Source organism: Candidatus Omnitrophota bacterium (assembly GCA_016929445.1).
In the GTDB taxonomy this organism is placed as follows: Bacteria; Omnitrophota; Gorgyraeia; order JAFGIU01; family JAFGIU01; genus JAFGIU01.
In genome coordinates this window covers 1-25,671 of sequence record JAFGIU010000046.1, presented here as the reverse complement: position 1 = coordinate 25,671, position 25,671 = coordinate 1, and the positions used below count along the sequence as shown (strand labels likewise).

General features: G+C 55.8%; 5 protein-coding genes. All 5 read right to left on the bottom strand.

Translation table 11 applies throughout. From position 1 onward, the window contains the following. On the bottom strand, positions 1-7,511 hold a 7,511-nt coding region (locus JW937_03950; GenBank protein MBN1586566.1), incomplete at its 3' end, for a hypothetical protein. Positions 7,512-7,765: 254 nt separating this feature from the next. Next, positions 7,766-16,006 (bottom strand): SIS domain-containing protein, encoded by an 8,241-nt coding sequence (locus tag JW937_03945; protein ID MBN1586565.1) that lies wholly within the window; start codon positions 16,004-16,006, stop codon positions 7,766-7,768. A 305-nt stretch (positions 16,007-16,311) separates the two neighbouring features. After that, entirely contained in the window at positions 16,312-16,644 is a 333-nt protein-coding gene (locus JW937_03940) for a DUF86 domain-containing protein (GenBank protein MBN1586564.1), read from the bottom strand. Next, positions 16,634-16,924: a nucleotidyltransferase family protein gene (locus JW937_03935; protein MBN1586563.1), complete on the bottom strand. Its 291-nt coding sequence runs from the start codon at positions 16,922-16,924 to the stop codon at positions 16,634-16,636. Before JW937_03935 ends, JW937_03940 begins: the two co-directional genes overlap by 11 nt. A 161-nt stretch (positions 16,925-17,085) precedes the next feature. Continuing rightward, positions 17,086-25,644 carry a hypothetical protein gene (locus JW937_03930; protein MBN1586562.1) on the bottom strand — a complete coding sequence of 2,853 codons (8,559 nt, stop codon included), beginning with the start codon at positions 25,642-25,644 and terminating at the stop codon, positions 17,086-17,088. Positions 25,645-25,671: the final 27 nt, after the last annotated feature.

The window sequence follows — 25,671 nt, the reverse complement described above, 5'->3', positions numbered from 1 at the left end:
TGCTCGTTTGGCGGAGCGGCCATAATGAGAGGAGATCCGGCTTGTTCTAGCTCGGCGTGGCGGTCCCGGGCCTGAGCCGCTAAACTCGCCGCTGCCGGCCCTGTAAGGACACTTGCGGCCACGGTGAAGGGAGCCGTCTCCGTCGGCACCGTCATTCTCTTTGCGCGGCCGGAGGTGTGGCGGGACGCACTGGGAGCCAAGCCCAAGGCAAGAACCAGGCTATCGTCCACAGGGATGCCCGCATCCAGGGCGCGTTGCACAGCCTGCGCATATGCGCTATCTGCAGGAGAGAGTCCTAAAGCCGGCTTGGCAGCGCCTCTGGCAGCGTAGACATAGCCCGGCTCCGCATCCGGATTCCGGGCTGTGATTTCTGTGCCGGTTGCCAGCGGAATTAACACGGTGCTCTGCGCAGGCACCATCACTCCGTCCGTCAGGACGACATGAGGGCCCACAACACCGTCGGACAGCACCGCAGAGACTGTATGGGCGCCTTGAGCGCTAAAATTACCTGTAATCACGTGCGGCCCAAGCTTCACCCGGTCTCCAATGACAGCGTCCCCAATAAATTGCATGATGGGGTGCACCCAGACCTCATCCCCCACCTGGGATCGGGTCCAGGAGCCCCCGTTGATTTCACACTTTTCTCCAAAAGTCGTGTTTAGAGCTTTGACGCGTGGGCCAATATAAGTCCCCGCTCCGATATCGGATTCTTTGACCTGGTCCGCGTCCTGAACATGGGCCCCTGCTCGAACCAGGCTCAGAGTCACGGGCATGCCTACGCCCTCAATTCGCGCATTCTCACGCACGACCGTATCAGTGAGACTACTCAATATTTGCGCCCCAGCCCCAACCTCACTCAAGGAACCAAGAATCACGACTCCATCTCCGATAACGGTTGGATTACTGGGGTCTGTGGAAGGGACAATCTTATCTAGGTCCACTTCCGCACCAATCTTTACACCTACACCGATATGGATACCCGGCCGGGAAGCCAGTTCCGCAACATCGGCGGCAGAATGGTATTGACGGCCCTTTGGCGTCCCAACAGGCTTAGTCGCTTCCGGCCGAACCTGCGCCTCAGGTTGCCGGGCCAATACTTGCGGGCTTTTCAAAGCATCCGACTCGAGGGTGTCTCTGGCAACAGACACATAGGCCCTGGCCAAATTGACGCGCTGCTGTAAAGGTGTGCGCTCGGCTGCTTGCGCGTCTGTCCACCGCACGGTTGGAAGTCCCAGCGCCTCAAGTGTTTCACTGTCTGAAGCCTGCGTTCCCTCGTTCTGGGCTTCCCAGTCGCCAAGAGCGGCTTGGGCAGCCTCGAGTTCTGCTCCCTCATCCGAAAGGATCTGCACAAGCTTTGTTCTCAATGCAGACACATCGGGAATATACTCGGCAAAAATCTCCAAGGCCTCCTCAACCCCATGGGGTCCTCCCACCTTTAGGACCTGAATGAGAGAGTCTGCATTGACCCCATTAGTGGTTAAGGAATTGGGGCGAACCTTACTTGTAAACTTTGCCCCAGAAGGCAGGTCCACATCGCGGTGAGAGGTGGGCAGTGTTTGCCACCAGGATCCGGTTGTTGTGCCCGGGGACCAGGTCCCATTGCTGGCGGGGAAACCGAATTCCCCGAAAGTGGTCCAAGGGATACCGCTGCGAAACTCCGGCACTCCCGTATCATTTAGAGGAAGGTCGGTGGCACCCTCCTCCAGCACAATGCCTGCGCCCGCGGCCATATTCACAAAGCCGCGCCCGGTAAATGTGGCGTTGTAAATAGGCGTCCGGTGCCCCGAGGCAATATTTGCAGGGTGCGAATACCTCGCACCTTTCTCAGAAAGAGTCTTCACAATTTCACCAAAATCGCCATCGGTGAGCCACTGCCGGATATCTTCTTGAAGCCCCGCATCCACGGCGATTACCCCCCGCATCACGGTCTCACCAAAGAGATGCCCATTGCCCGGCATCACGACACCTTCGCCGTTAAAGCCAGGGAACACATTGCCCGCGCCTAAGACTATATTTTCCGCGCGCAGCGCACCCCCGAAACGGCCGCCCCCGAAGTACACATTGGTAAGCGGGCACTCATTCCCCTCGACCAAGGCGCCCTTTTGCAGGCCAAGCGCCGATTCCAAGATGCCGTAAGGAGCGAGGATATCGGATTCAGCACCGATCCAGCTATCCACGATACGGGAACCCAAACGCACTGTTGTACCCGCCCCGATGGCTGTGCCTCGCACCCACGTTTGGCCATGAGAGCGCTGCGGATCAAATTCGGGAACGTCAACAGGCAGACCGTCCGGCAAGTAATCAGCCGCATTCTCAAGACCTTCGAATAAGGTGTTTTCGGCCATAACGTCGACTAACGCCACACCCCCTTCAACGATCACATTCCCGGTAAGTCTGGTGTTCCCAGCCAGAAGAACCGCTCCATGCGGAATTCGCACGGCGCTGTCCAGATAGATGAGCGCACCGGATCGCAGGAGAACCTTACCCCGACTCCCGTCCTTCCGCGCAAAAATCGCTTGCAGGGCGTCTTCCTTCGTCTCGAGTCCATGAAGGGTCAGATTCAGAACCGCACCCTTCTCCACAGTGACCCAATCAATGCCCAGCTCCTCGAGCAAGGGCATGAGCCGGTCCGCCGGGATCTCCAGGGTCCGCACGGCATTGGCAAAGGCCTCTGTGCGGGCCTGAGCGATGGCACGGCGGTTTTCAGCCCGCCTCGCGTTTGCCGAAACATAGTCCACCGCCCTTTGAGCCTGCTCAAAACTCAAGCGGCCCGCGATCCTGGGGCTATCCATAAAGTTCGAATCCTCTGTCAGATCCGCAAAGTCCCAATCGGCCAGAAACGGATGAAGCGCCTGCACCGCTATCCATCGATTCTCCAATCCCTCGACGTTCACAAGGGAGGCGCCGTCTGTCATCCGGGAATAGGCCGCCGCATTCGCAGCAATAAACTGGCTTTCCGCGGTCCACCCATTCTCCAGCAAATCTAAAATCGATTCCTTGTAGGGAAGAGACATCACCATCCGTTCGACATGTCTGACTCCGTCAAATTCCAGAACCACCGTCACTTCATCGCCGTACAGATCGACCCGGTCGCCCTCTTCCGCGAAATATCCGGCAACCAGACCATTCGTCCCGTAGAACTTGAGCTCTGCCGCGGCTCTGAAGTCAGAATCCCTCACTGTGAAGCCGTCCGGAATATCTGTAGCCAAATTCGCCTGTACCTGCTCCAAAACAACCGCTTCCCCAATGACGACGTCGCTCTGAACCGTAATATGGCTCTCTCCAACATAGCCATTCGCCCCAATCACCAAGGTCACCCCCGCCGGAATGTGGATCACCGAGTCCACCAACTTGGCCCCCGGCAGCAGTCTCAATGTCCCTTCGCCCGTCACAATCGTGTTTTCTATGCTGGTCTGGGATTCATCCGCATCTAATGTAACGCCGCCAAGGGACGAATTGTTTACCCCCAGCTCGATCCCCATCATCCTGCGGCCCAGATCCGTCTCTGCCAGCTGTTTGAACATCGCCTGCATCTGCGGCGGCTTGCCGGTATCCATCCAACTTCCACCCTCTCCCAGATCCAAACCTGCAATAAATTTACCCGCTCTCTCCCAATCGGCCCTCACGGATTCCTTGACGTCCCATAGGGCTTCCCAGTCCTTTGTGTAGGCGTATGCCAGCTGTGGATCGTCAAATCCGGCGACTTTGCTCTGGGCCAGGGCCATCCACTCCGGCTTGGACATAAACATCGACTGAAACATCAGATCGTGGAAACCCACCGCAAAAGCGTCTAACCTCAAGTCCTGCTCCGGCACCTTGCCTTGCACCGTCAGTTTCAGGTAATTCGATTGTCTTGCACTCATCCCGGCATTCAAAGAACGTGACATTTCCAGACCATTGAACTGAAGCATCCCATTGGCAAAAATCTGGCCGCCATTTTCATGAGCCATCAGCGCCAACTTCACGAGCCCCCAGTCCCCCTTGGGCTTCTCCCAAAACCATTTCACTTCCCCGGTATCCGGATCCGCCACAAAAACGCCAAGCGATGACAGTTCCTCACGGTGCTTCCTCACCACATCTGGAGCCGCAGTTGCCAATGCTCCGGCAATCTGAGCCAGTACCGCGTCATCTCTCTGCTCTGCCGCCCTCTGTACCTCCTCCAAACCAAAGTCCGCGAATACGCGGCCCACCGCCTCTATCTCGCCGGCATTCATCAGGTCCTGCTTTACGCCTGTGCCTGCTAGGGCAACCCGGCTCCAGTCGGCCTCCGAGAGAGGCTTGTCTCCCAAGGTCATACCGCCCAGGAGCAGAAACTGATCGCTGGCCGCCCACATCAGGAAGTCCGCTCGGGCCTCATCGGGCAGCAAACTTGAGACCACCTTGAGCGTCAACATCTGCAGCTCTTGGAAATTCATGCCGCGCAAGAGCGGCATCAAACCGTTGTATCCATAGAGCAGCGTATAGACACCCAGCCGTGTCTTAAATCCTCCGTCGGTCATCAACACAACCATTAGGTCTTCCACAACATCCAGCAATGCATCGCTGTCCCCACTGCTGATCCGCGCATTGAGCTGTCCCTGCGCTTCTGCCGTAAGAAAGCCCAGGTCTGCAGCGCGGTCAACCAGTTCTCGAGCACTTCTTTCCGCTTTTTCAGTTTGTCCGTCTTCGATAGCTTCGTTTGCCTCAATCAGTCCTTTCAACAAATCCTGCACCATTCCGAGAATGCCCTGGAGCGCCGGCGTCTCATGCCTTCTGGCATCCGGAAGCTCTTCGTTTGTTAACGCCCCGCTCAAAGGCCATTTGGCCTGCAGGTCTTGAGCAGCAGTATCCACCAACGGCCACATCCCTGCGCCTTGATCCTCTGGGCCTGTACGAAGCAGGTTCTTCCGGTTGATCCCGCCAAACACCGTACTGTCCCCGGAAACCAGTCTGTCACGTATTCGATTCAATATCTCCATATGCAACGACGGACACATCCAGCTTGCTGCTCTAATCTCTGCGACCTTCCCTGCCACATCTCCTTCCCACTGACCCACATCCTCCCGGATCACCACTTCCTTGCTTCCCTCATCAAAATCTATCTGCCGCCCTTCCAACCCCGCCACATGCTCCACCCGGATCCCAAGCTCACCTTCCCCAAAGAATCTCACCGCACCTCCCAGCTTGGCTGAAACCAGCATAGGCATCTCATGAAGAATCGCCTGCTGCACTGACCAAGCCACCAAGTCCGGACCTTGGATCACCTCTGCGTCAACAGATACGGATCTGACCGCGACCAAATCATGCTCATCTGAACGAATGATTTCAAAGCCCTGCGGCGCCAAAGTCGCAAACTCATTAAGAGTCGCGGACCCTAGAGTGCCAAACCACTCGGTCGCACCGTCTATATCCAACTCCTGGCCAGAAGTCCTGCTCAAGTAAAGATAGATGGCCGCCAGATCCTGCACGAATTGGGGGTCTCTGTCCAAAGGCAACTCTAACTTATTCCGGACTCGCGCAATAACTGTGTCATGAGTGGCACCCAAGGAAGCCAGCAACTTTAGAACCGCTGTCTCTGATTGGTCCCCTTCCGTGACCTCCTTCAGTGCGGCAATAACAGATTGTCTGGCTACAGCAGGAAGCCTCTCAAGAGTCGCATCTTGAGTCGCCGGATTAATCAACGCCATCGCCTGTCGCGCCACAAACTCCTGCAAATCCCCGAACATCAGGGACGCCCTATGCGAGCCGCGGCTGAGGATTTCCCGGGACAGTTCCTCCAAATTGCTGCGCTCGCCCATCAGGATGCGCTCGTAGCGCGCGTGGTCCTGCCCTGTTGTCGCCTTGGGCGCCACAACGTGGTAGGCCAGGCCCTCTTCCTCAAATAAGCGCATCAGGCCTTCGGTGTGGAAACCTCCCGTGATGAGCGCGGCGCGGTCCACGCCCAGCTCCTCCATCTTGGCCAGGGTCTTGCGCACCATGGCGTGATCGCGGGCCTCGGCCACTTGATAGAATTTCTCCAAAAAGGGTGTGTACGCGGAAAGGATTTGAGAGAGGGTTTGAATCTTGAGCTGCGTCCTCACTCCGTGGGCGGCGGCCAGATCCTCAATCCCGGAGTGCAAAGCGCCGGCACGCAGATGCTCCCGCTCTTGGCAGTACTCGTTCCACTCCGCCGCATTGAGTTCCAAGGCAAAAAGCTTCCGCAGCAGTTGAAGCCGACTGTCCAGAGCGGCCAGCTGCTGCTGATCCGCCGTCTCCAGAGACGCCTCGAGCACGGCCCGGTAAAGCCCCTTCATTTGGTCCATCAGGCTTGTGCTGTCGATCCGCGCGCTAAGCTGCGCGTACTCGGTGTACTCCCACACGGCTTGGGCCTCTGTTTCCGCCACCTTGCTGTTGAAGGCGGCCTGCGCCAATCCCTGGTAAAATTCGGCAGCCTTTAGGCTACCCTCCCGAAAATCCACACTGCGCTGCAAGAGCGCCTGCAAAGCCTCTTGGTTGCCTTCTGCGGAAAAGCTTTGACTCAGGGCTTGAAGCAGGCTCTTGACCTGGCCTTCCAAGGCTTTAAGATCCAGTTCGCCCTCGGCCGCCTGTACCTGAACAAACACATCGACCTCAGGGAAATCAATGCGTATATCGATCCCGCGCTTGCGGGCCTCGGACACCAGGAAATTCACATACTTGCCCAAGTCCCAGGACTGATCTTCAAAAGAAGTTTCGGCAATGGACAGGGCGCGCAGGTGGGGCGAGTAAATCGATTCTTTGAGCGTGTCCACGGCTGTGGCCAAAGATTGGAGCTGCGGGGCCGCGGCTTCACGGGCAACCGTGTGGATCATCCAGTTGAGCTGGCTCTGCCAGTAAAGCTCAGGCTCTTCCACCCCCCACACTTCCAGGCCGGCCGGGGCTTCCACAATAGAGAGGTATTCCTCGGCCGTGAGCTCGCCGCGGTCCATCAGGAGATCCGCAAAGCGCGCGCGCACGCCGCGCTCGGGGAAACCTGAGACAAGAGAGGTGTCCACCTTGCCCGCAGCGCCTTCGGAGAGGATCAGGCGCACGCCCTGGTTCCGGAGCCAGTCTTCCAGAATGCGGGCGCTGTTGCGCTGGGCTTCCGGGTGCGCGTGCAGGTCCTGGATGTGCAGAATGATTTTCATGTCATTCCCGCGTAGGCGGGAATCTACTTGCTTCACTCCGTCATCGTCCGGCCAATGAGAACGCACCAGCCGCCCGAATTCCGGAGAAACAACAAGCGCTTGCATTTCCTCCAAAGGACCGGGGTTGGAGATGTGCAGAGCCGGACTGTCGTCCTGAGCGCCTAGTTCGTCATTGCGAGCCCCCGCGCTTTGCTCGGGGCGGGCTCCGCGAAGCAATCTCTGCGGCGCAGGCTGAGAAAGTCGTGCTGTCTGTATCCGTTTATCTTTGAAGAAGGTTTTGGCAGGTGCGGCTAGGGCGGGATTGATCGAAGTGAAGGCAAAAACCAGAGCCATGCTGGCGCCGGCAAACCGGCTCCAATGACTCCGCGAATGGCGTGCAAAGCTCATATTTCCAACCCCCCGGTAAGGTGTCATTCCTGTAAACGCGGAAATCTACTCGTCGAGCTGATCAAACAACAATAAAGAATTGCTAAAAGCGTTAACCACGAATTCAAAGAAAAGACGCGCCGCGCAGAGCGCGCCTGCTTTGTCATTGCGAGGACCGGGGTCCAACCCGTCATTGCGAGGCCTGGAGGGCCGAAGCAATCTTTGCAGAGCACAGACCGCCACGTCGCATAGGCTCCTCGCGGTGACGGAGCTCCTTAAACCATTCGGTCGATGATCGCGGCGGCTGCAATATCCTGCTGGAACTGACCCATGTCCGTCGGTGTAAAGTTCATGCCTTGGAAGAGCACTCGCACGACAATATTACCCATTCCATCCGCCTGAATTGCGTGACTCACCTCATCGACGCTAACACCCATTGCACGGGCAAGGACCGTGAGCAGTTCAGCGGGATAGTTGCCATTTGCCAGATCCTCATCAGAAACTTGTCCCATTAAGCGGGCCAGAGAAATTTCTTCCATCACACGGGCGATGGATTCCTGCGGACCTTGGTGGCGATTGAGCTGCATGAGGTATGCCCCTGGGAGAGCGGTAATCGGGGCATTCATGTCTGCAATTTGCACAGTTCGTACAGTTCTTCCAGTCGTCTCCACCGTACCCACTATTTGGGCAGCTAACTGATTCAGCGTATCTGCGATGGCCTCAGACGCTCCAGTGTGAGATACAAAGGTCACATTCGAAGTCACTCTGCCCCTCAGACTATTCTCTGAAGCGATAGTCTGAAGCATCAACCTAAGCTGCTTTTGCACCTCCGGCGTGGCGTAGGTGTCCACGATCAAATCCACATCATATTGATTCCGCACATGGATCTTCTCGTCCGGAGCTCGCTCGGCCAAAGCATCTTCGGCTTCCCAGGTAGCGTACATCATGCCCGAAGCCCACTCCACGGCTTGCGCGGGGCTTGTCATCGGGGCTGCAGGAGTTATTGCATACCCACCGGGGGCGGTTGCTTGAGCAGTCAGTCGAGCTACAGTCTCATTCACTACCTGCGTTGCGGCGGCCACATCATAACCCTCAACCCGCCTCACCACCTCAATAACGGCACGTTGTACTTGTTCGGCAGTCAAGTTATCTGCATACGGTGCCAACAATCCATAAGCCAACATTGGCGCGGCAGCCACCGCACGTGCTTCTGCGATTTCAGGAACTTCAACAGTTGATGAAAGGATCGGCCGTGAAGAGGCATCTGTTCTCGACATCCAGCTTTCAATATTCTCCTCGGCAAGTGCTACCACATAGCCGAGATCTTCCTGAGGTGTTCCATGCGTATCCAGCATGGTGTGCAGAGTCTCTGCCCCCTGGAATCCGTCCACTGTGAGGGTGCCCGCAAAGGTTTCCAAATCTGCGTCCACTCCATCAGCATTAAGATCGTATAATTCTTCGAAAATACGCTGCTCTTCACGCGTTCTATTGGCCACCGCCTTCAGAGCATAGTAAGTCGTCACGTACTCCTCAGCGAACGTCACATCGTCTAAGGCCGGTGCTTCACCCTCATCCCACATCCCGGCATAGAGCTGTTCAAATAGAGCCTTAGTCCGGCCAAAACGAGTGGGAAGACCTTCATCCGCACGCATTTGAACCGCAAGGAGGTTCGCTCCTGCCCCGGCTCGTAACAGAGACTGGCGCACTTCATGTGAGAGCGCTCTATTGTAAACTTCTCGCGATTCTAATCCCTGGGCGGCAGCAACGAAATGAATCACATTGGCATCCCCAACCACCCCGTCAACACCCAAGTGGAGAACCCCCCCGCGAATGAGTCCATCGACTGTTTCGTCCGGCAAGCCAAGTGCCCGCACCGCATCCTGGACCGAAGGATACATCCACTGCACAGTAACTTCCTTGGCTAGGTTAGCCGGTTTGTCCGGATCCCGGAACATTTCTTGTGCCAGGCCCTTAAAGGTACTCCATCGGTCGAACATGTCGCCTATTCTGGCAGCATTCTGCGTGGATTCCAGATTTGGATCCCCTTGGGCCCGTGCCTGAATCCGTTGCCTGAGCCGGGCCAAGTCCGTGTAAAGACCTTGCACGAATTCATTGGCATCCTCCGGAATTGAATCCGCAAACAGCAAGCTTTCAAGTTCCACTATCTCCTCTCCGGTGAGGAGGTTCCTACCCCGCCTATACAGTGTATTAAAGAACAACGCCAGGGAGAGTTTTTCGTCCGAGAACTCTCTCAAGACAATTTCCACATTCTCATTTCGGAACTCTGCCGCGTCTTCACCTTCGACAAGAGCTTCCATTAGCAGGTCTTCAAGTTGAGGTGCCCGCGCATTATCTTTCAAACCTGCTCCATAATCCCCGGCTCTATGAAACGCCCGATGACGATCAGTCAATTCAGTGAGATTCGCCACAAGTTGAGCATCCGAAGCGCCTGTAATATAGGATTGAAACAATGTATTGGTGAGAGTCGACAGCTCTGTCGAGACCTCATTGATGGCCAGGGTCGTCTCCAAAGCAAGGATCTGCACAGGAATGATTGCCAGTATTGTTTGCAATATGTCAGGATAGCCTGCATCGGAAGAGACTCGGGGAATACGGATAATCCTGGACTCATCTGTGTTGCCTTCAGCGTCTACAATAAGATCATTGGGCCAAGTTGCATCCTCATAGCAAATCACTACCGCAACAGTGTCCCTAGAAACAGCCTCCTGCAAGTTCACGGTAAGCTCCGCTGTTTCAGCCTCATCCGTGCCGATCACAAGCAAACGCGACCCGCTACGCATGAGAGAAATGGGCCCGTGTTTAAAATGCTGGAAGTGATCAAACTGGGTATCCGTGCCTGCAAGCTCCTTGAGTTTGAGGTTGGCCTCTTTTGATGTCGGGAATGTAAGACCCCGGCCCACAGCAAAAATCCCGTTTGCCTTTCGAAAGTCCAGAGCTAAGGCTTTCAACTGTTCCATAAGTCTTGAGTCAGCCAGCATTCTCTCCACTGCATTCGGCAGCTCTGTCATATCTTGCAGGTGCGCAAGCGCTTGCTCGGGGGCAACCCTTCCCCGGACCTGCCCTATGTAGTTGGCCAGCACATTGAGTGCAGCAACTTGGGCTGTATAGGCCTTGGTCGAGGCCACACCGATTTCTTCTCCTGCAAATAGCTGGAAGATTCCGATTCCATTGGAACGGCGGATGATATCGGCTAGAGGTGACTCTCCTGGCTTGTTGATGATACCCAGGAACCGGACCCCCATTGCTGCGGCAAGAATAACCCCGTCGTTTGTATCCTTGCTGTTCCCAGACTGTGAAATGGCAATACCCAACCTAGGCTTCTCATAATAGAGACCCATGTACCTCATCCTGAGCGCCTGGTAACGACTGGTATCCCCACTGGCGCGGGCAGCCAATACTTCTTCCCGAATTCCCTTGAGAATCTCCGCCAACTTGTCCAAATCGTCCGGGAGACTGTCCGAGGTGTAAATCTGTTCGCCCTGGTCCCCTCTTAAGGCTATAAGCTTTCTCTTGATTGTGGACGTGAATTGAGGACCAAAATTGACATTGGCTTTCTCAAATCCGCCCATGGTTTCCAAGGCATCCCCGCCAGATTCTGCCGCATAGGCAGAAGTCCCAGTGGCAAAGAGTTCAACAGTATCATCAAACTCCAAGATCTCTTCGTCCGTAAGAGGACGTCTTCTTGAGGCAGGCGCAGCATCTCCTAGCCTCTCCAATTCGTCTGCTGACAGGGCCACATCCAATCCTGGCATTGGGGTAGGAATTCCTGCTGCCCGGTCTCGGATCACTTGAGCACGATCTGAGGAAGCATAGTAAGGGGCCGCGAGCTGCAGTAACCTAACAATCTCTACAATGTCATCATAAGTCTCTCCATTAGGCCGCTCACTGGTGCCAACCTTATATCCCTTTGCCCCCTTCTCCCGGCTTTGGACTGCATCAAAAAGATCTCGGGCATCTTGTGCTTCCTGGCTCTCGTAGCTAAATGCCGTGGCAAAGATCCCTTCGAGATCACCCAACTCCCGTTCTTCAATTACCGCATCAGCAAACTGTCCTTTCTCTCGGAACCATTCAGCGCGTTCCAAAGGCAAGTTTGTCACTAGCGTATTGCGCAATGCTTTGGGCTGCTGATGAATCTCCCTACGCGTAAAGGTATCGTACGGCCCCAGGGCACGCTCATAGGAGCCCGGATCCAGCACCACGATCCGTCTTTCCGGATCATTCCAGAAGTCAACCCTCTCAAGTAAACCTTCTGTGTCTGCCACAAATAAGGCGGCCCTGTTTTCGACACTACCTCCCTCTTGAACTCTCTCTAGCAACATAATATCCCCGGGTCTGAGATTCAAAGTTCGCGGGGTATAGGGGGCAAGAGCACCCGGCTCGGAGCTAAACATATGACCTACGTAAGGATCGTTAGGATCGGCTAATCCAACAATCAACGGTTTTGGCCCCCGCACCCAGCCGACTGCTTGGCCATAAGTCCTGCTAAAGGCACCGATATCCACCAAAACAACCGCCATCTCTCCGCGCAAAGATTGCCGGGTTCGCATCGAGGCAATCACCATATCTTTATCCGGATTAATTCTCTTATTGAGCTCATGGAATAATGGGACCAATTCGGCTACAACAGTCTTCAAAACGTGAGCTTCCGCGTCCACAATCTGCCGAGCAGTCAACTTATTGAGGAATTCCTCGTAAATTTCGGGGGCTGCTGCGCGCATTATATGTTCAGCCTCTTCAGTGGCCTCCCTCAGGAACTCGATAACTCTCCCCCAATCAATCGCATCGTCGGGAATGGATTGGATTTGCCTTGGACTAATCACCCTGGTGCCCGGCACCTTGTAGTAGTCAGCCAAAGCAGTAATCGTCCAGTTGTCCGTTGTCACGTTATGGGGCCGCGAGTACTGCGGACGACCCAGAAGCTGTGCCATCACCTCTAAGAACTGATCCACATTTCTAAAATTAAGCGCATCTCCATTAAACTGCCCGGAAGTCCCAAACCCTTCTTCGGCAGGATCAAATTCCGGTGTCTGAATCTTGTCTGACACTACCGTGTGTGCATGAGCATTCGGTATGGAGGTCGGCGGGACAGTTGTCCAACGCGTATGGCCCATAAACAGCTGAACTGCTTCATTGAGGTCCTGTTCGCTCATATCGAATTTTTGGACAAGTGATGTAATCAAAGGATCGGACTCTAGCCCTGCAATCGCATCATCAATACTTTGTTGACCCGCATACTTCCTCTGGTATACATCTCCAAGCATTACCACAGTCAATCCGATGGAGTCATAGCCACGGTGTCGAACACGTGCTGCTCCTACTGCAGCTAACTCACTAAAGTCAACCTCTCCGCCTACCATGACCCAAACCCCACAACTCGCTTTGGCGGTGCGGAGGTCCTGCTCGTCGATAGCTCTGTCTGAGAGATCTGCCTGAGAGCGATCAGCTGTCGTTAGAGCCATAACAGGCGCTACTCCCTCGCCGTTCATTAACAATGCCAACAGGTTTGCATTAAAGGGAATGTCATCATTCAGAAAATCACTATCACTGCGCCGCAACCCTGCCAATCCATTCATCCTAAGCGTGCGGTCCGTATTAACGTAAGCGGAAACCATGTGATAAACACCCGGCTGCCCCTGTACAGGCAGACGGAGAAGAAGAGTGGTGCCGGGCACAAGAATCTTATTTTGCAGTTGATCGGTATTTGACGACAGTTCATCGCCAGTCATGGTGAATGGTTGAACCGCGGTTGCCGAGCCAGGAGCCATGCTGAGCGCAATGCGGAAATGCTCAAGACTGTAGGCAACCTGAGGAACACCGTCGAGTTCAAAGTATTCGGCGGCGTAATTGGGCTCTCCATCAGTCGCCGGTGCCCTGTCCATCAAAGAAGCAAGAGCGGCAAGCACGGCGTACTCGTCCCGGCCCAACTGTGAACCAGATTGCTGCCCTGCAAAATGAGCGGCTACATTCACACAAGCGCCTGCATTCACAACCTGGGTGCCATCCGGCAGACCAAGCGCTTCTCTGACCTCATCCGAATTCAACGCGGCTTCAATTTCCTGCCCGACCTCTTGGACGCTTCGGCCGTCCTGTACTTCTGTCCGGAGTGCATCGGCAATGGTGTTGGCAAGATTGACACTGTCATCTTCATCCGTACTCCGCACCAATCTGTGAACCAGTGCTTCAACCGGCCTTCCGCCTTGGCCGGGGCCATCAGAATCAATACTGCCGCCGGTTCCGCCGGTCTGCTTTTTGCCGGCAACATATACGGCGTCAGGTTCAGCGGTCTGTGCCAAACTCAGAAGTTCTGTCTGAACCAAGCTCCCATTCTGTAATACGTAGCCGACACTCTGCTGAATTGCTTGGGCATCGTCTTGAGGCAAGACCATAGAAAGCGACACGGTATCTCCTCGCAGCTCAACCGAGAGTCCTTTAATTTCTCGAGTCAGAAGAGTCGCTACTTGATCAATATCTTGGCCCAAAGTCTGCATCGCCCCCACTGCCGCGGCAGCTAATGCCACGGAAATTCTCTGCTGGTTTGCGGCGCCGCTTTGACTGAAGTAATCGTTCAATGCATCCCAAAGTTCTTCGTTAAATATCTGGCCATAAAGTTGTTCACTTTGCTCCTGGCTTAAACCAACTCCTTCAAAGACAAAGGCAGGTCGTTCTGCCACACTTGCAGCTTGCAGGCGCGCAAGCAACTCGCCTGTTCCTTGCCCCAATGCTTGATTCGCCATGGACATAAGCCGGTAAGAGTCCGCGTCTTGTGTCGCATTCTTCAGGGTTCGCTTGATGAGGTCAGCGACCTCAGGCCGGCTTCCCGCCAGCATCTGGTGGTAGCGCTCTTTGTCCATCTCGGACACGGCGTTCGGGGCGGCTACCTTGTAGCTAATGCCGCGCTCCTTGAGAAGATCCATCATGCCGCGCGTGTGGAAACCGCCGGCAATGAGAATGGCGCGGTCCACGCCCAGCTCCTGCATCTTGGCCAGGGTCTTTTCGGCCATGGCCGTATCGCGATTCTGGGCCACGGTGTAAAAGGCTTCGAGGGCCGGGAGCGTGCGGTCAATGCGGGCCACGGCGCGCGGCCAGTTGACCATCACATTGATGTTGTTGGCTGCGGAAAGCCGTTCGATCTCTTGCTGGAAGTTGGCGGTGCGGAAGCGCTCCGGGGCTGCCTGATAGCCGGCCCAGTCGCGGCTGGAGAATCCCAGGGAGTACAGTTCCTTCAGATCCTTGCGCGCGCTTGTGAGCTGGGCCACTGTGCGCTGGTCCCCGGTTTGGAAAAGCGCCTCTTGTGTGGCGCTGTACAGAGCGTTCATTTCGGAAAAGAGCTGGGAGGTCTCAATGGACTCGCTCACCTTTAAATACTCGATAAGCTTCTCGACCCCGGCCACGGACACGTCCACGGCCCCGGCGTTTTCCTTATAGATAGAGAAGAGCTCCTCGTAAAACTCGAGGGCGGTCTTGGTGCCTTCGCGGTAGCTCACGGAAAGGCCCAGGAGCTTTTGCAGGGAGGCTTGGTTCCCTTTGGTGCTGAAGAGACCGGTCAGGCCCTGGAGCAGGGTGCGGGCTTCCTGGTCCGCCTTGGCGGAATCCATCTGCGCTTCAAGCTGCATGGCCTCAGAGAGGCGATTTAAATTCGGAGCAATCTGCGGGGTCGCGACCCCGTGCTCGTTCGCTTTTTGCATGAGAAATTCTGTGTAGCCGCCGAAGGGCAAGGTCTTTGCCTCAAAAGAGCGGCGGGTATCGGAGAGCTCTTTGAGCTCCGGGGAGTAAACAGCTTCGGCCAGCTTGTCCAGCGCGCGCTCGAGTTCCACGAGCGTGGGCTGGGCTTCCTCGCCGATGCGCAGGTTCGCGAGGTACAACAGGCCGTTGCGGAAATAGAGCTCAGGCTCTTCCACCCCCCAGATAAGCATGTCGGGGTGTTGGGTCATGGCCAGGTATTCCTCGCCGGTGATTTCGCCGCCTTCCATAAAGGTGTCGGCCACAGCCTGGCGCACAGCCGCGTCCGGATAGTTGCCGACCAGCGAAGTGTCGACCAGGCCTGCAGCGCCTTCCACACACACAAGGGCCAGACCGCAATCCTCGATCATGTGCTCGATGATGGAGGCGTTGTTGCGCTGGGCTTCGGCTTGGGTGTGGAGGTCTTGAAGGTGGAGGATGAATTTGGGGGTTGTGCCGTCGTAGCTCTCAATGGACTTGCCGTGCTGGTGGGGGATCCGCACAGACTGCAACTCGGTGGGGGGCATCACCTGAGCGGCTTCGCGGACCAGCTGTTCGAGCTCTGCGCCTTGGGGGATCGATGCCTGTTGCAGCCCGAGTGCCGCGGCCGCTGTCGACTGCGGCCTAAAGGCCTGGGCCGATGTGGCCTGGGCCGTGCGCATCCGGCCCTCGAAAAAACGTTTATTGTCGGTGGGTGCGGCCCAAGCGCTTCCTATTCCAATATTGGTGATGAGAAATGCTTGAGCTACGGCGAGAGCAACGATGCGACGGAACATAGTGTAGTACCCCCTTCACCCCCACCGTTCTATCCTGCAGGATGGCCCCCGGCGGGAGTTGGCGTGTTTGTCATGGTGTGTTCAGGCGACAGTCTTTGGAGTTCTTAAAAAAGGATTTGCAATACACTAGAGCAAGTATACTTGACTTCCTCCATGGATTCAATAGGCGGGCGATGCGTATTCTGCGGAATTTTCGGGGTGGGATTAGGTATGAAGCTGTATTTTTAAGTATTTATCCCAGGCGGGTTAAATTAAGTGTTCCGGTGCCTGGCACCGGTGCCAGGCACCGGTGTCAGGCACCGGCATTAGAGGGGGAGGTCTTGGAGCTCCTTCTGAAAACGGGGCACTTCATTCTGAATCAGATCCCAAACAATCTCCAGGTCCAGTCCGAAATATTCGTGAACGACAACATCGCGCAGTCCGCAGAGTTTGCGCCATTCGATTCGGGCGTGCTGGTTACGGAACTCTTCCGGGACATGCTTTGCCGCCTCACCAATAATTTCAAGACTCCTAAGCACCGCGTCACGGGTTTTCTCGTCCTTCTGAAAGTCCTCAACGGACATGCCCTGGACATACCTCGGGATCCTTTCGCACGCATCAACCATATTTTGAATGAAGAAAGAAAAATCACGTGACATAGACAGCCTCGCCGTCCACCTCCGGGAGCAGCTCCTTGCGCACCCCATTGCGGGTGACAAGATCCACCTGGGTATTCAGACGATCCTCCAGGAGGCTTTTGAGCCGGAAATAGCGATCATAGGTGGCCGTCCCCTCAAACTCCACCAAAATGTCGATGTCACTATCTTGTCTGGCCTCGTCCCTAGCCACGGAGCCGAACAAGGCCAACGACTTTACCCGATGAGACCGGAATTCCGCCTCGCATTCCTTGAGCGTTCTCAATACCTCCTCACGACTCATATTCGGATCTCCTTCAGCTACACAACACATTCTCAACTGCGCCATTTTACCAGATCCCGCAGCTTGGTGCTGAGCACCAGGGAGGCGAATGTAGTGCTTTTGCTACATTTGATTTTTTGGTGTCAGGCACTGGTGCCAGGCACCGGTGCCTGACACCGGCATTAGAGGCTGGATTGGAGTGAGGTGCTGAGGGCGGCTTGGTCGGCCAGGGCACTGGTGCCGGTCACAAGAGGGGTAATCTCGGCTGGGACGGATTCCCCGTCCATGATCTGCCCCAGCAGAAACTGCAGATTTGCCTGCGCGTAATTCAGGCCGGGCCTTTCGATTGCCACCGAAGCCTGGGAGAGGTCTATCACCCTACCCTCCCGCGCGGCGGTCACCAGCCTGTTAAACTGCCCCCAATTGACATCGTCTGGGTTAATACCGGCGGCATGCAGCGCGTCCACGGCTTCCATGTAGGGGATCGCCCGCTCGTAATCTGCCGGGACATAGCTTGACGGAAGCCCTTCAACTCCTGCTCTTCCGGCATACTCATAGAGAGCCTTTCTACGGTTCTCGAGGTCTTCCAGGCTCCCATCCCTTGTGAATGCCTGGCTGAGTTCTTGCCCGATCCTCTGTTCCGTCATTCCCTGTTTCAATGGAATATCCGCCACCCTTATATATTCAGACAGAAGGTCCACAATAGCATTCCGGCGCTCCTGGCCAAGACTCCTGAAAAGAATCTTGGCAAATCCTTGAGCATCCAACTTAGTGTTCTTTCGGTAATAACTCAGCAACCAACGCATTTGAACATCTATCTCAAGGTCCAGGAAGTATTGAACAATCTGCTCATCCAAATACATCTCTGTGGCCCAATCCGGAGCCACTTCAGTTTCCCCTTCAGCCCCCGGTTTCCCAAGCAAGACCTCCTCGTAACGATGCCGCGATTCCTCACGGCGCACTTCCGCGTCAAAGGCTTCATCGGAAACCGTCAAGAATCCCAGATCAATCACAAGGGTCTCTCCATCCACCATCACATGGTGTCGACTTTGCGCAAACACAACCTTTGTAAACTGGCTGGGCTGGCCTTGAACAGACTCTAGCAGGCTATTGAGCCGCCGGAGCCTGGCCAGGAGCGCTTGTCCTTCGAAACCATAAAGCAGGAGTTCAGGATTTGCGAAAGCGTCAAGCCGAAGGCGCCCAGCGGTCTCTTGGGGATCCGGAAGGCGCCCCTCCTCCAGCTTGATCGAAACAAGCGGCTCGTAAGGCCGTGCAATCAAACCCTGACGCCCAGTAAGGCGGGTGGAGGTTCGGCGCTGTCCAGGGCCCGGTGCCAAAGGCCGCCCATCCGGGCCGAAGCCACTGTCAAACAAGACTCTGCCCACAATCATCGCGGCATGCTGGCGGGTGTATCCTCTATCCTCGTGGTATCCGCTCTCCACAATGAAACTCCAGGTTTGAGATAGTAATGTCTGAATATATTCCTCACGTTCAGACTGAGCAGTTCGCCCGGACAATTTCTCTCCTTCATTTTCCCTTCTATAGGCATCCAGATACTTCATTATTCTATTAAAGCCCACAATACTCCTGGCCCACTTCGTGAGAACATCCTGGTCGACCAGAGAACTACTAATGCGGAGTTTGCGCCATGCTTGATCAAGATAGGGCACCATCGCAATTGTCTGGTCCCGTTCGCTCTGACGACTTTCTGCCATCGCGCCCACATAGGTTTGGAGCCGGTAGAAGTCCAACAGGCTCTGACGCAAATCCCAAGCCAGTGCCTTGATCACCGGATGATCTGATTTCCCGAGGTATTGAAGCACCTGCTCGGCAGTCTGCGAATTCGGCACTCCTTGGACGAGCGCCTGGTCGTAGGGATATTGCCCTTCAACAAAGTGCCGGGCCAGATGAATGGCCCCTGCCAGTTGGCTCCCTTCCTGGTTTGGATTTTGAAGCACCTGCTTCAGACTATCATCAATTCCTAAACCGTCATCATTCAGATGCAGACCAAGGCCGAGACTCTTAAAAGTCATTGGGTTGTCTGAGCTAGCCGCGCGCTTTACTGCCCTGGAAACCAAGGCATAGGCCGTATGCCTCAGGAGTCGCTGGTCATCCGCAGCCCTTGCCACAGACGCACTCACCCCTGCGCTTGGCTGCATACTCAAAGCCGCAATGCGGTTCTCCAAAGATTGGCCTCCCGAATAGACAGAGCCCTCCACCCCGGGTGCCCCGGCAACATCAAAAAGAATCCACTCGGCAAGTTTCAGATAGTCATTTTCCGATAGCCGGGGGCCATCATATTGGCCACTGCGGATTTCTCCCGCCAAAACCAGCAATTCAAAAGAAGCCGTCTTTTGGGCGCTTAGCAATAAACTCCCGTCCGCATGCATGTTTCTCAGGCGGTCAAAATAGGCATTGGGCTGTTGAGATGTCGGCTCAACGAGCATCCGTTGCATCAAGTCTTCCCATGCCCTTGCGTACTGTCTGACCGGATCCGGGGCATCAAATCTTACAGTGGGAGCAGAGTAGCGCGGTCTCCCGATGGAAGGCGGACTCATACTCCCGAAGGTATTTTCCATGTCGCCCCATTTGGCCAGCTCGTATCCAGTAATGGGTTCAGAGAGAAGCGCCGCAAGCTTTTCCATCGACTGCTCATTATCAGGCATGACAACAGCCAAGACCGGAGCTGTATCCAAAAGGGTACGCGCATGGAACGTCTGGAACCCAATCGACCGGAGGATATCATGTAGTGGAATCCCAAGCTTAAATTCTCGGACAGCTTCAGGCTGGCCGTCCTCGCCCTCAAAGCCCGTCATGACCCGGACTTTTAGATTACTCGCATCTCTCTCCAGGACCACAAAGTGGCCTTCCTCCCGGCCAATATCTCGTATCCTCGTAACGGGAACCCACAGAATGACCTTCTGGCCCGGCGCCACAAGTCCTGAACTTCCTCTGACGTCGTTCTTGATCTGGCCCCAAGTGGTGCTCACAGGCATTACAGGAATATCCACAATAGCCAAGCCAGTCACAAGATCGGCCACAGTGTAACTGCGAATCCCTGCTTGCGGAACCAAGTCACCTCTTTCCAACGGAAATCTTCCGTACTCCCTGGATACTGCCGACAACAACAGTAAGACCTCCATAGCCGCGGGATTCCTTAAGAAATTCTCCTTAGCAGATTCCTGTAGCGGTGTTTTGTTAAGAATGCTCACACCTGCAGCAGCCAAGCTCGCGCAACAAGCGCGGTAAGAATCACCCGCCAGGCCATGGTTCCGCAACTCCCGAATCAAAACCTCTTCAATCTGTTCTTCCGTGGCATTCTGGAATCTTAACCAAAAATCTTGAGCAAGCTGAGGCCGCATGCGTATCATTTGCGCGCCGGCCATTTCCAGTTCATCAGCCAACACACGCAACGCGCTGTGCAGACCCGCCTCATTGCTTCTTGAAAGCCTGGAGTCTCCATTACGAGGTGCCTGCAAATACCTCCTTGCTAAGACCAAAAACTCTGTATTCGTCCAAGGCCCGGTGTGGTCCGCATTGTCAACCTGTACTATCTCACCCAGCTCCCCACCTAGCGGAGAATCAGCGGATATAACCGCCCGCCTTGGGTCCTTGGCCAGTGCCCGGGCCCAACGCTGCTCCATGTCTGCCTCAAGTCGAGTTATCAGGCTGAACCTGGCCTCCCGTATTGCCTCTTGGAACTGGAAACGGTATTGCCCGGAAAGCCCCTCCCAACTTGGCCAATCCTTCGATATTTCCCTTCCGGCATCCCACCAAACCTTAAGCCTTTGCAAAAACCTCTCCATCTCATGTTCCAGAGTCTCCAATGCCTCGAAATCCGCAGCCTTGACTGCTTCAGCAATTTGCTCCTTAAGACTTCCGTGCAGGAGATTCCGACCAAGCATTTGGGTTCGCACACCATAGGCCGTGTTGATCTGACCCAGCCAATCCCGGTGCCTCAGAGACAGCTCAATTTCCCTGTCCAACTGACCGATACTGGGCTCAAGTTCTGTCTTTAATTTCGGAGGCAGTTGAGCATATCTGGCCCGGACCCGGACAACTTCAGGCCTTTCGTCCAAATAGAATGGTTGGCGTTTCTGCCAACTCCCTTCAATCTCATCAAGGGCTTTCCCCAATAACTGCCCAAATAGATGGATAATTTGAGCAATACTCGTCTCCTGCTTTGCCGCCTCATCTGCATCAAGTGCCTCCTGCCAGCGCGCGATCCAAAATTCCAAATCGTCTTTATGCAAGCGTTCAGTTAATGAACGCAACGCAGCCGGAGTCGCCGCCACAATCTCAATATTTGTCGCCTCCGCCACATCAACCATCAGCTGCACACGTCTATTTTCGATCCTTTGCGCATAGCTGGAACTCGGAAGGTTGCGGCGCGATCCTCTTTGTATTGCCCGGCTTACCAAGGCCCGTAACTCCTCCACAGCGTCGCCACTGTCAGGGGCATCGACAATTCTGCCATACACCTTCATGACCCGGGGCAAGTGAGAAACCCACGCCTCATCCTTCTTCTGGAGAGCCACCAGCAGATACACGGCTTCACAAAACCCAATATCAAGCACTCCAAGCACACCAAAGAGATTCGGGCTGCTTTTGGCGCCAATAGGTATCCGGTGCGCACGGTAGAAGAAGTTTTCATTGATTTCCAAGAAGTCGGTGCCCGGCACCTCCGCCGGCCTGGCGACTGTGCCCACCGCAGCCGTGGCCGTATCCACACCCCTGCTTGCCGCATCTGCTGCGGCCGCATCGGACCAGTAGTCCCCGCTCGGCGCTTGCGCAAAGGCCCGGGAGAGAGCGTCGAAGGTTTGGGCCTCGCTCTCATCCCGCAAGAGCGAATAGAGACCCACAACCGCGCTCGCATCCAAGGGAGCGGCTTCGGTATCCCGCGCGTAGGCCGGGATGCGCTGGCTATCCTGCAAAAAGTCCCTGGCGAGTTGCATCCTTTCGGCTTCATCCAGCTGAATGGACTCCGGGTCTTCCATCAGAGCCGCGTCCATCATCTTGACCAGGCGCCCCATCAGCGCTCCGCCCCTAGTATCCCGTACATCCGTGTAGCTTTCCCCCTTAAGCGTCTCCAAACGGCCCGCAACCAGGTGCAATCTCCGGCGGTGATAAAAACGGTCCTTCTGAACCAAGCTGCTGGGATCCATACCCACATTCTCTACAAACAGGGAGCTCAAGAGACCTTCCAAGAACAGACCCGTCATGCGGTCGCTCACCTGCTCCAATTCGGCCACGTCATAGCCGAGATCCGCGAAGCGGACATCCGGCTCGATCTCCTCATCCGAGAATCGCAGCCAGGAGAGGAAGCGGTCCACCACAGCCTCGGCAATAAAGCCTGCCACCAGGACCTGCAAATAGCGCAAACTCACTTGATCGCCTCTTGTTTGATATTCCAAGGCCAGCTCCAGCACCCGGGAGTCGATGCGGACCGGGCTGTTCTTGTGAACGTCGGTTTCTTCCCAAACACCGGTGGGAAGAAAGGCAAACTCGATCGCAGGGATCCCAGCCTGCTCCATCAAGGCCCGTGTTGCGGCCGGCAAGGATGTTTGCAACTTTTGGAAAAATTGCTCTTGGCTCGATCCTTTCCCGGAAAGAGCCTGGGTCACTTCTTCAAGCTGCAGCGCTTCCCGTGCCCTCCGGGCTACCTCAGGATCATTAACATCCGGCAGGCCGAGCAGCGCGTCTATATTGAGATCCCGATCTATGCGCTCAGCTCCAGTCTGCAAAGCAGTGGTCATGCCGGGAGGAACGTCCGGAGCGATTGCCATAGGGATGGTCTGCCCATCCACCTGCATCAGGCGCGCGGCAATGTCAAAGGCAATATGCCTGCAAGAATCCATTTGCGGATCGCGCCGGGCCCACTCCAAGAGAGTCGCCCCAATGGCCCACCACTCTTCGCGCTCCTCCGGAGTCAGCGCGGTGAATCGTCCGTCTCCGAGATTTCCCGCCTTCTCATAGCGCTCAAGCATTACTCGGGCAAATTCCAGACCACCAACAGCATGGGCATCTTCATCCTCCACGCCCATAGCACGGCGCAACGCGGCGCCCGCAGTTGATTCTTCTAAATCAACACTCAATCCATTGAAGATTCTCGTTACAACCGGATCCTTGTCCCGGATCTTATTGAGGAATTCTGCAACACGGGTGTCGGCCCGCTCCCTGAGAAGCCTGAAGGATTCCCTTTGCTCCGGATCTTGTGTTGGCTCCTCAGCATAGGACAAGAGCGCAACAGACACATAGTAAACCTGGTCTGCAAGCGCAGACCACTTGTTGATATCCTTTCCGGAAAGTGCGGTCAAAACCGGGACCAGTTCAAACCGCAGCGCCTCCGACATGCGCCGGACACGCGCGCGGCGGCTCTGGAGTTCTTTTACGGAGATCCCGTCCGGGTTTAGGTAACGCGGAATCTCCGGCAGTTGGTTTTCCAGAAACTCCAGAAATTTCATTACGTTGAAAAATCCCGGTTCGGTGACAATCTGTTTCTCGTAACTGTCAGGGTGTTGCTGGCTTTGCGGAAGATTCAGTGTCCTAATGAAGAGACTAGAATTCTCCAGAAACTCCTTCACCTTAGTTGTAAAGCCATCTTCAGATTGGTTAATTGCGGCACGGACATCCGCGACTGTTGCGAGGGCCTCTTCTGCTGAAATATGAGCAAACAGCGTTGCTGCGGGAATCACAAGCTTCTGAGTCTGTCCCATACTCCCCCAGATCGCGGCGGCGGCTTCCGGCCCCAACAAAGCAATCCGTTCGGAATCCCGCGCCAAAGAGGGGGCGGGAACCGCGTCGAATACCATGGCGTAGATCTGCCCGTTCTCATTCACGGCGCTGAGATACAGCTCTTCCGCGCGTTCCGGAGACATCCAGTTCCAGCGGCCCGCGTTGCGCCTGCTGTCGCGTACGGCCACGCGGCCGTCCCCGCCTTTCTTGACGGCCACATAGTGGCCCCTGCCGTTTTCCCCGGGCACGCGAAGAAGTACGGGAACATCCCCCACAAGAAGAGCCGAAGCGACGGATCGCAGCGCCTGCCGCAGCACTTCCGGATGAATCTGCAGTGTTGTGGATTCCATGCCGAAAAGCTGCATGGCAGCGGCCACATCCGCCAGCGTGTACTGCCGGGACGCGCCGTCAGAGATATAATTTTGAAGGGGTTCTCCGGATCTGCCGATGCGTTCAGACACCGACAAAGCCATGAGCGCGTCCAAAACGCTGGCAGTTGCGCCGGCCTGGAGACCATCAGCTTGAGTCCCTGTTCTCCAAACAGGCCCCACAGCCGCAACCGGGCCGCAAGCCTGCCCGTCGGGCTCAAAGCCGATCCTCCGGGCCGCCTCAAAAACTCTCTCCGCCATTTGATCCGCAGGCAGGTCAAAGACGTCTGCCCCGAGAATTTGCGCCCAATTCATGCCCGCGATACGCACCTGTCCCGATTCGGAAACCTTAACCCGGTGCGCGAGATTCGGGCCCAAGACCAGGCTCTGTCCTGCCCGGTAGAGCGTGGCCCTATCTCCGGGGAACTGGCGGGTTAAGGCGATTTGGATAGCCCCTTGGATAACTGCAAAGCCGTCTCCCCTGCCCGGCTGCGGATTCGGCACTTCGGCGCGGTCATCGTACTCCTGGATCTGAATCGGAGTGGAATCTGCGGCAGTCCCGAAGTAGAGCTGGGTCAAATAAACCGGCTGTTCGCCGTACTCAGGGGACTCCACAGACACCAAAAAGATGTTGCCCTGATCAATCAGCGTGAGGGATGGGTTATTTTCCGTCAGACGCCGGGCCAGCTCAGGGAGCTGCTCAGGATTGGCGGCTTTCTGCTGCGCGATAAGCGCCGCGGCCAGGAATCCCATCAAACGCGCCTCGGCTTGCGTGGCTGCTGCGGAGGTCCGCTCAATATTTGCGGAAAGCGCCGCAAGAATACCTTCCACGGATCGAGCCGCTGCCTCTGCCTTCCGGCCCGAGGCCAAGTCCCGATATTCTGCACTCAAGTATGTTGTCAATGCCTCGCCGCTTGGTGAGTTCAACACCTCAACCACCGTGTCCGCCTGCGCGGCAAAGGCACGGGCCAAATCCGGACTCAGGGCCGAAAGCAAACGGTACGCATCCTCTTCCGTCAGGTTGTCCAAGGCTTTCTTGACCAAATCATTGAGCGAGGCGCGCTTGCCCTGGAGCATTTGCTCATAATGCGCTTCGTTGTGTTCGGACAAAACCTGGGGCGCGGCCACGCAGTAGGAAATGCCCTGCGCTTGGAGCTCCCGCATCATGCCGGCCGTGTGAAAACCGCCTGTGATCAACACCGCGCGGTCCAGACCCAGCTCGTCCATTTTGGCGAGTGTGCGCTGCGCCATGGCTTGGTCGCGCTCTTCGGCGATCCGGTAGAACTCCTCGGCCAAGGCAATCCAACCGAGTTCCTTTTCCGGCCTGCTGTAAGCAAAGGTGACCGGCAAATCCGCCTCTTGGCCCAAAGCGCGTATCCCGGCCCGCAGTTGCTCAGGCAGGATCTCGCTGCCTTGCGCCAGATACTCCTGCCAGGCCTTGGGGGAAAATTTGAGATTAAAGAAGTTCTTGATACGGCCGAAGTTCAAAATGATCAACGCGAGTTGGCGCTGCTGGGGCGTTTCAATCAAAGCCTCCTGCACCCGGCTGCACAATTGATTGAGTTCATCACTGAGAACGCTCGTATCAATACCCTGGGCGGCCCGGAGGTATTCCATATGAACTTCCAGCTGCGGCACTTCGATCTCTGCCAAGGCAGCCGATCC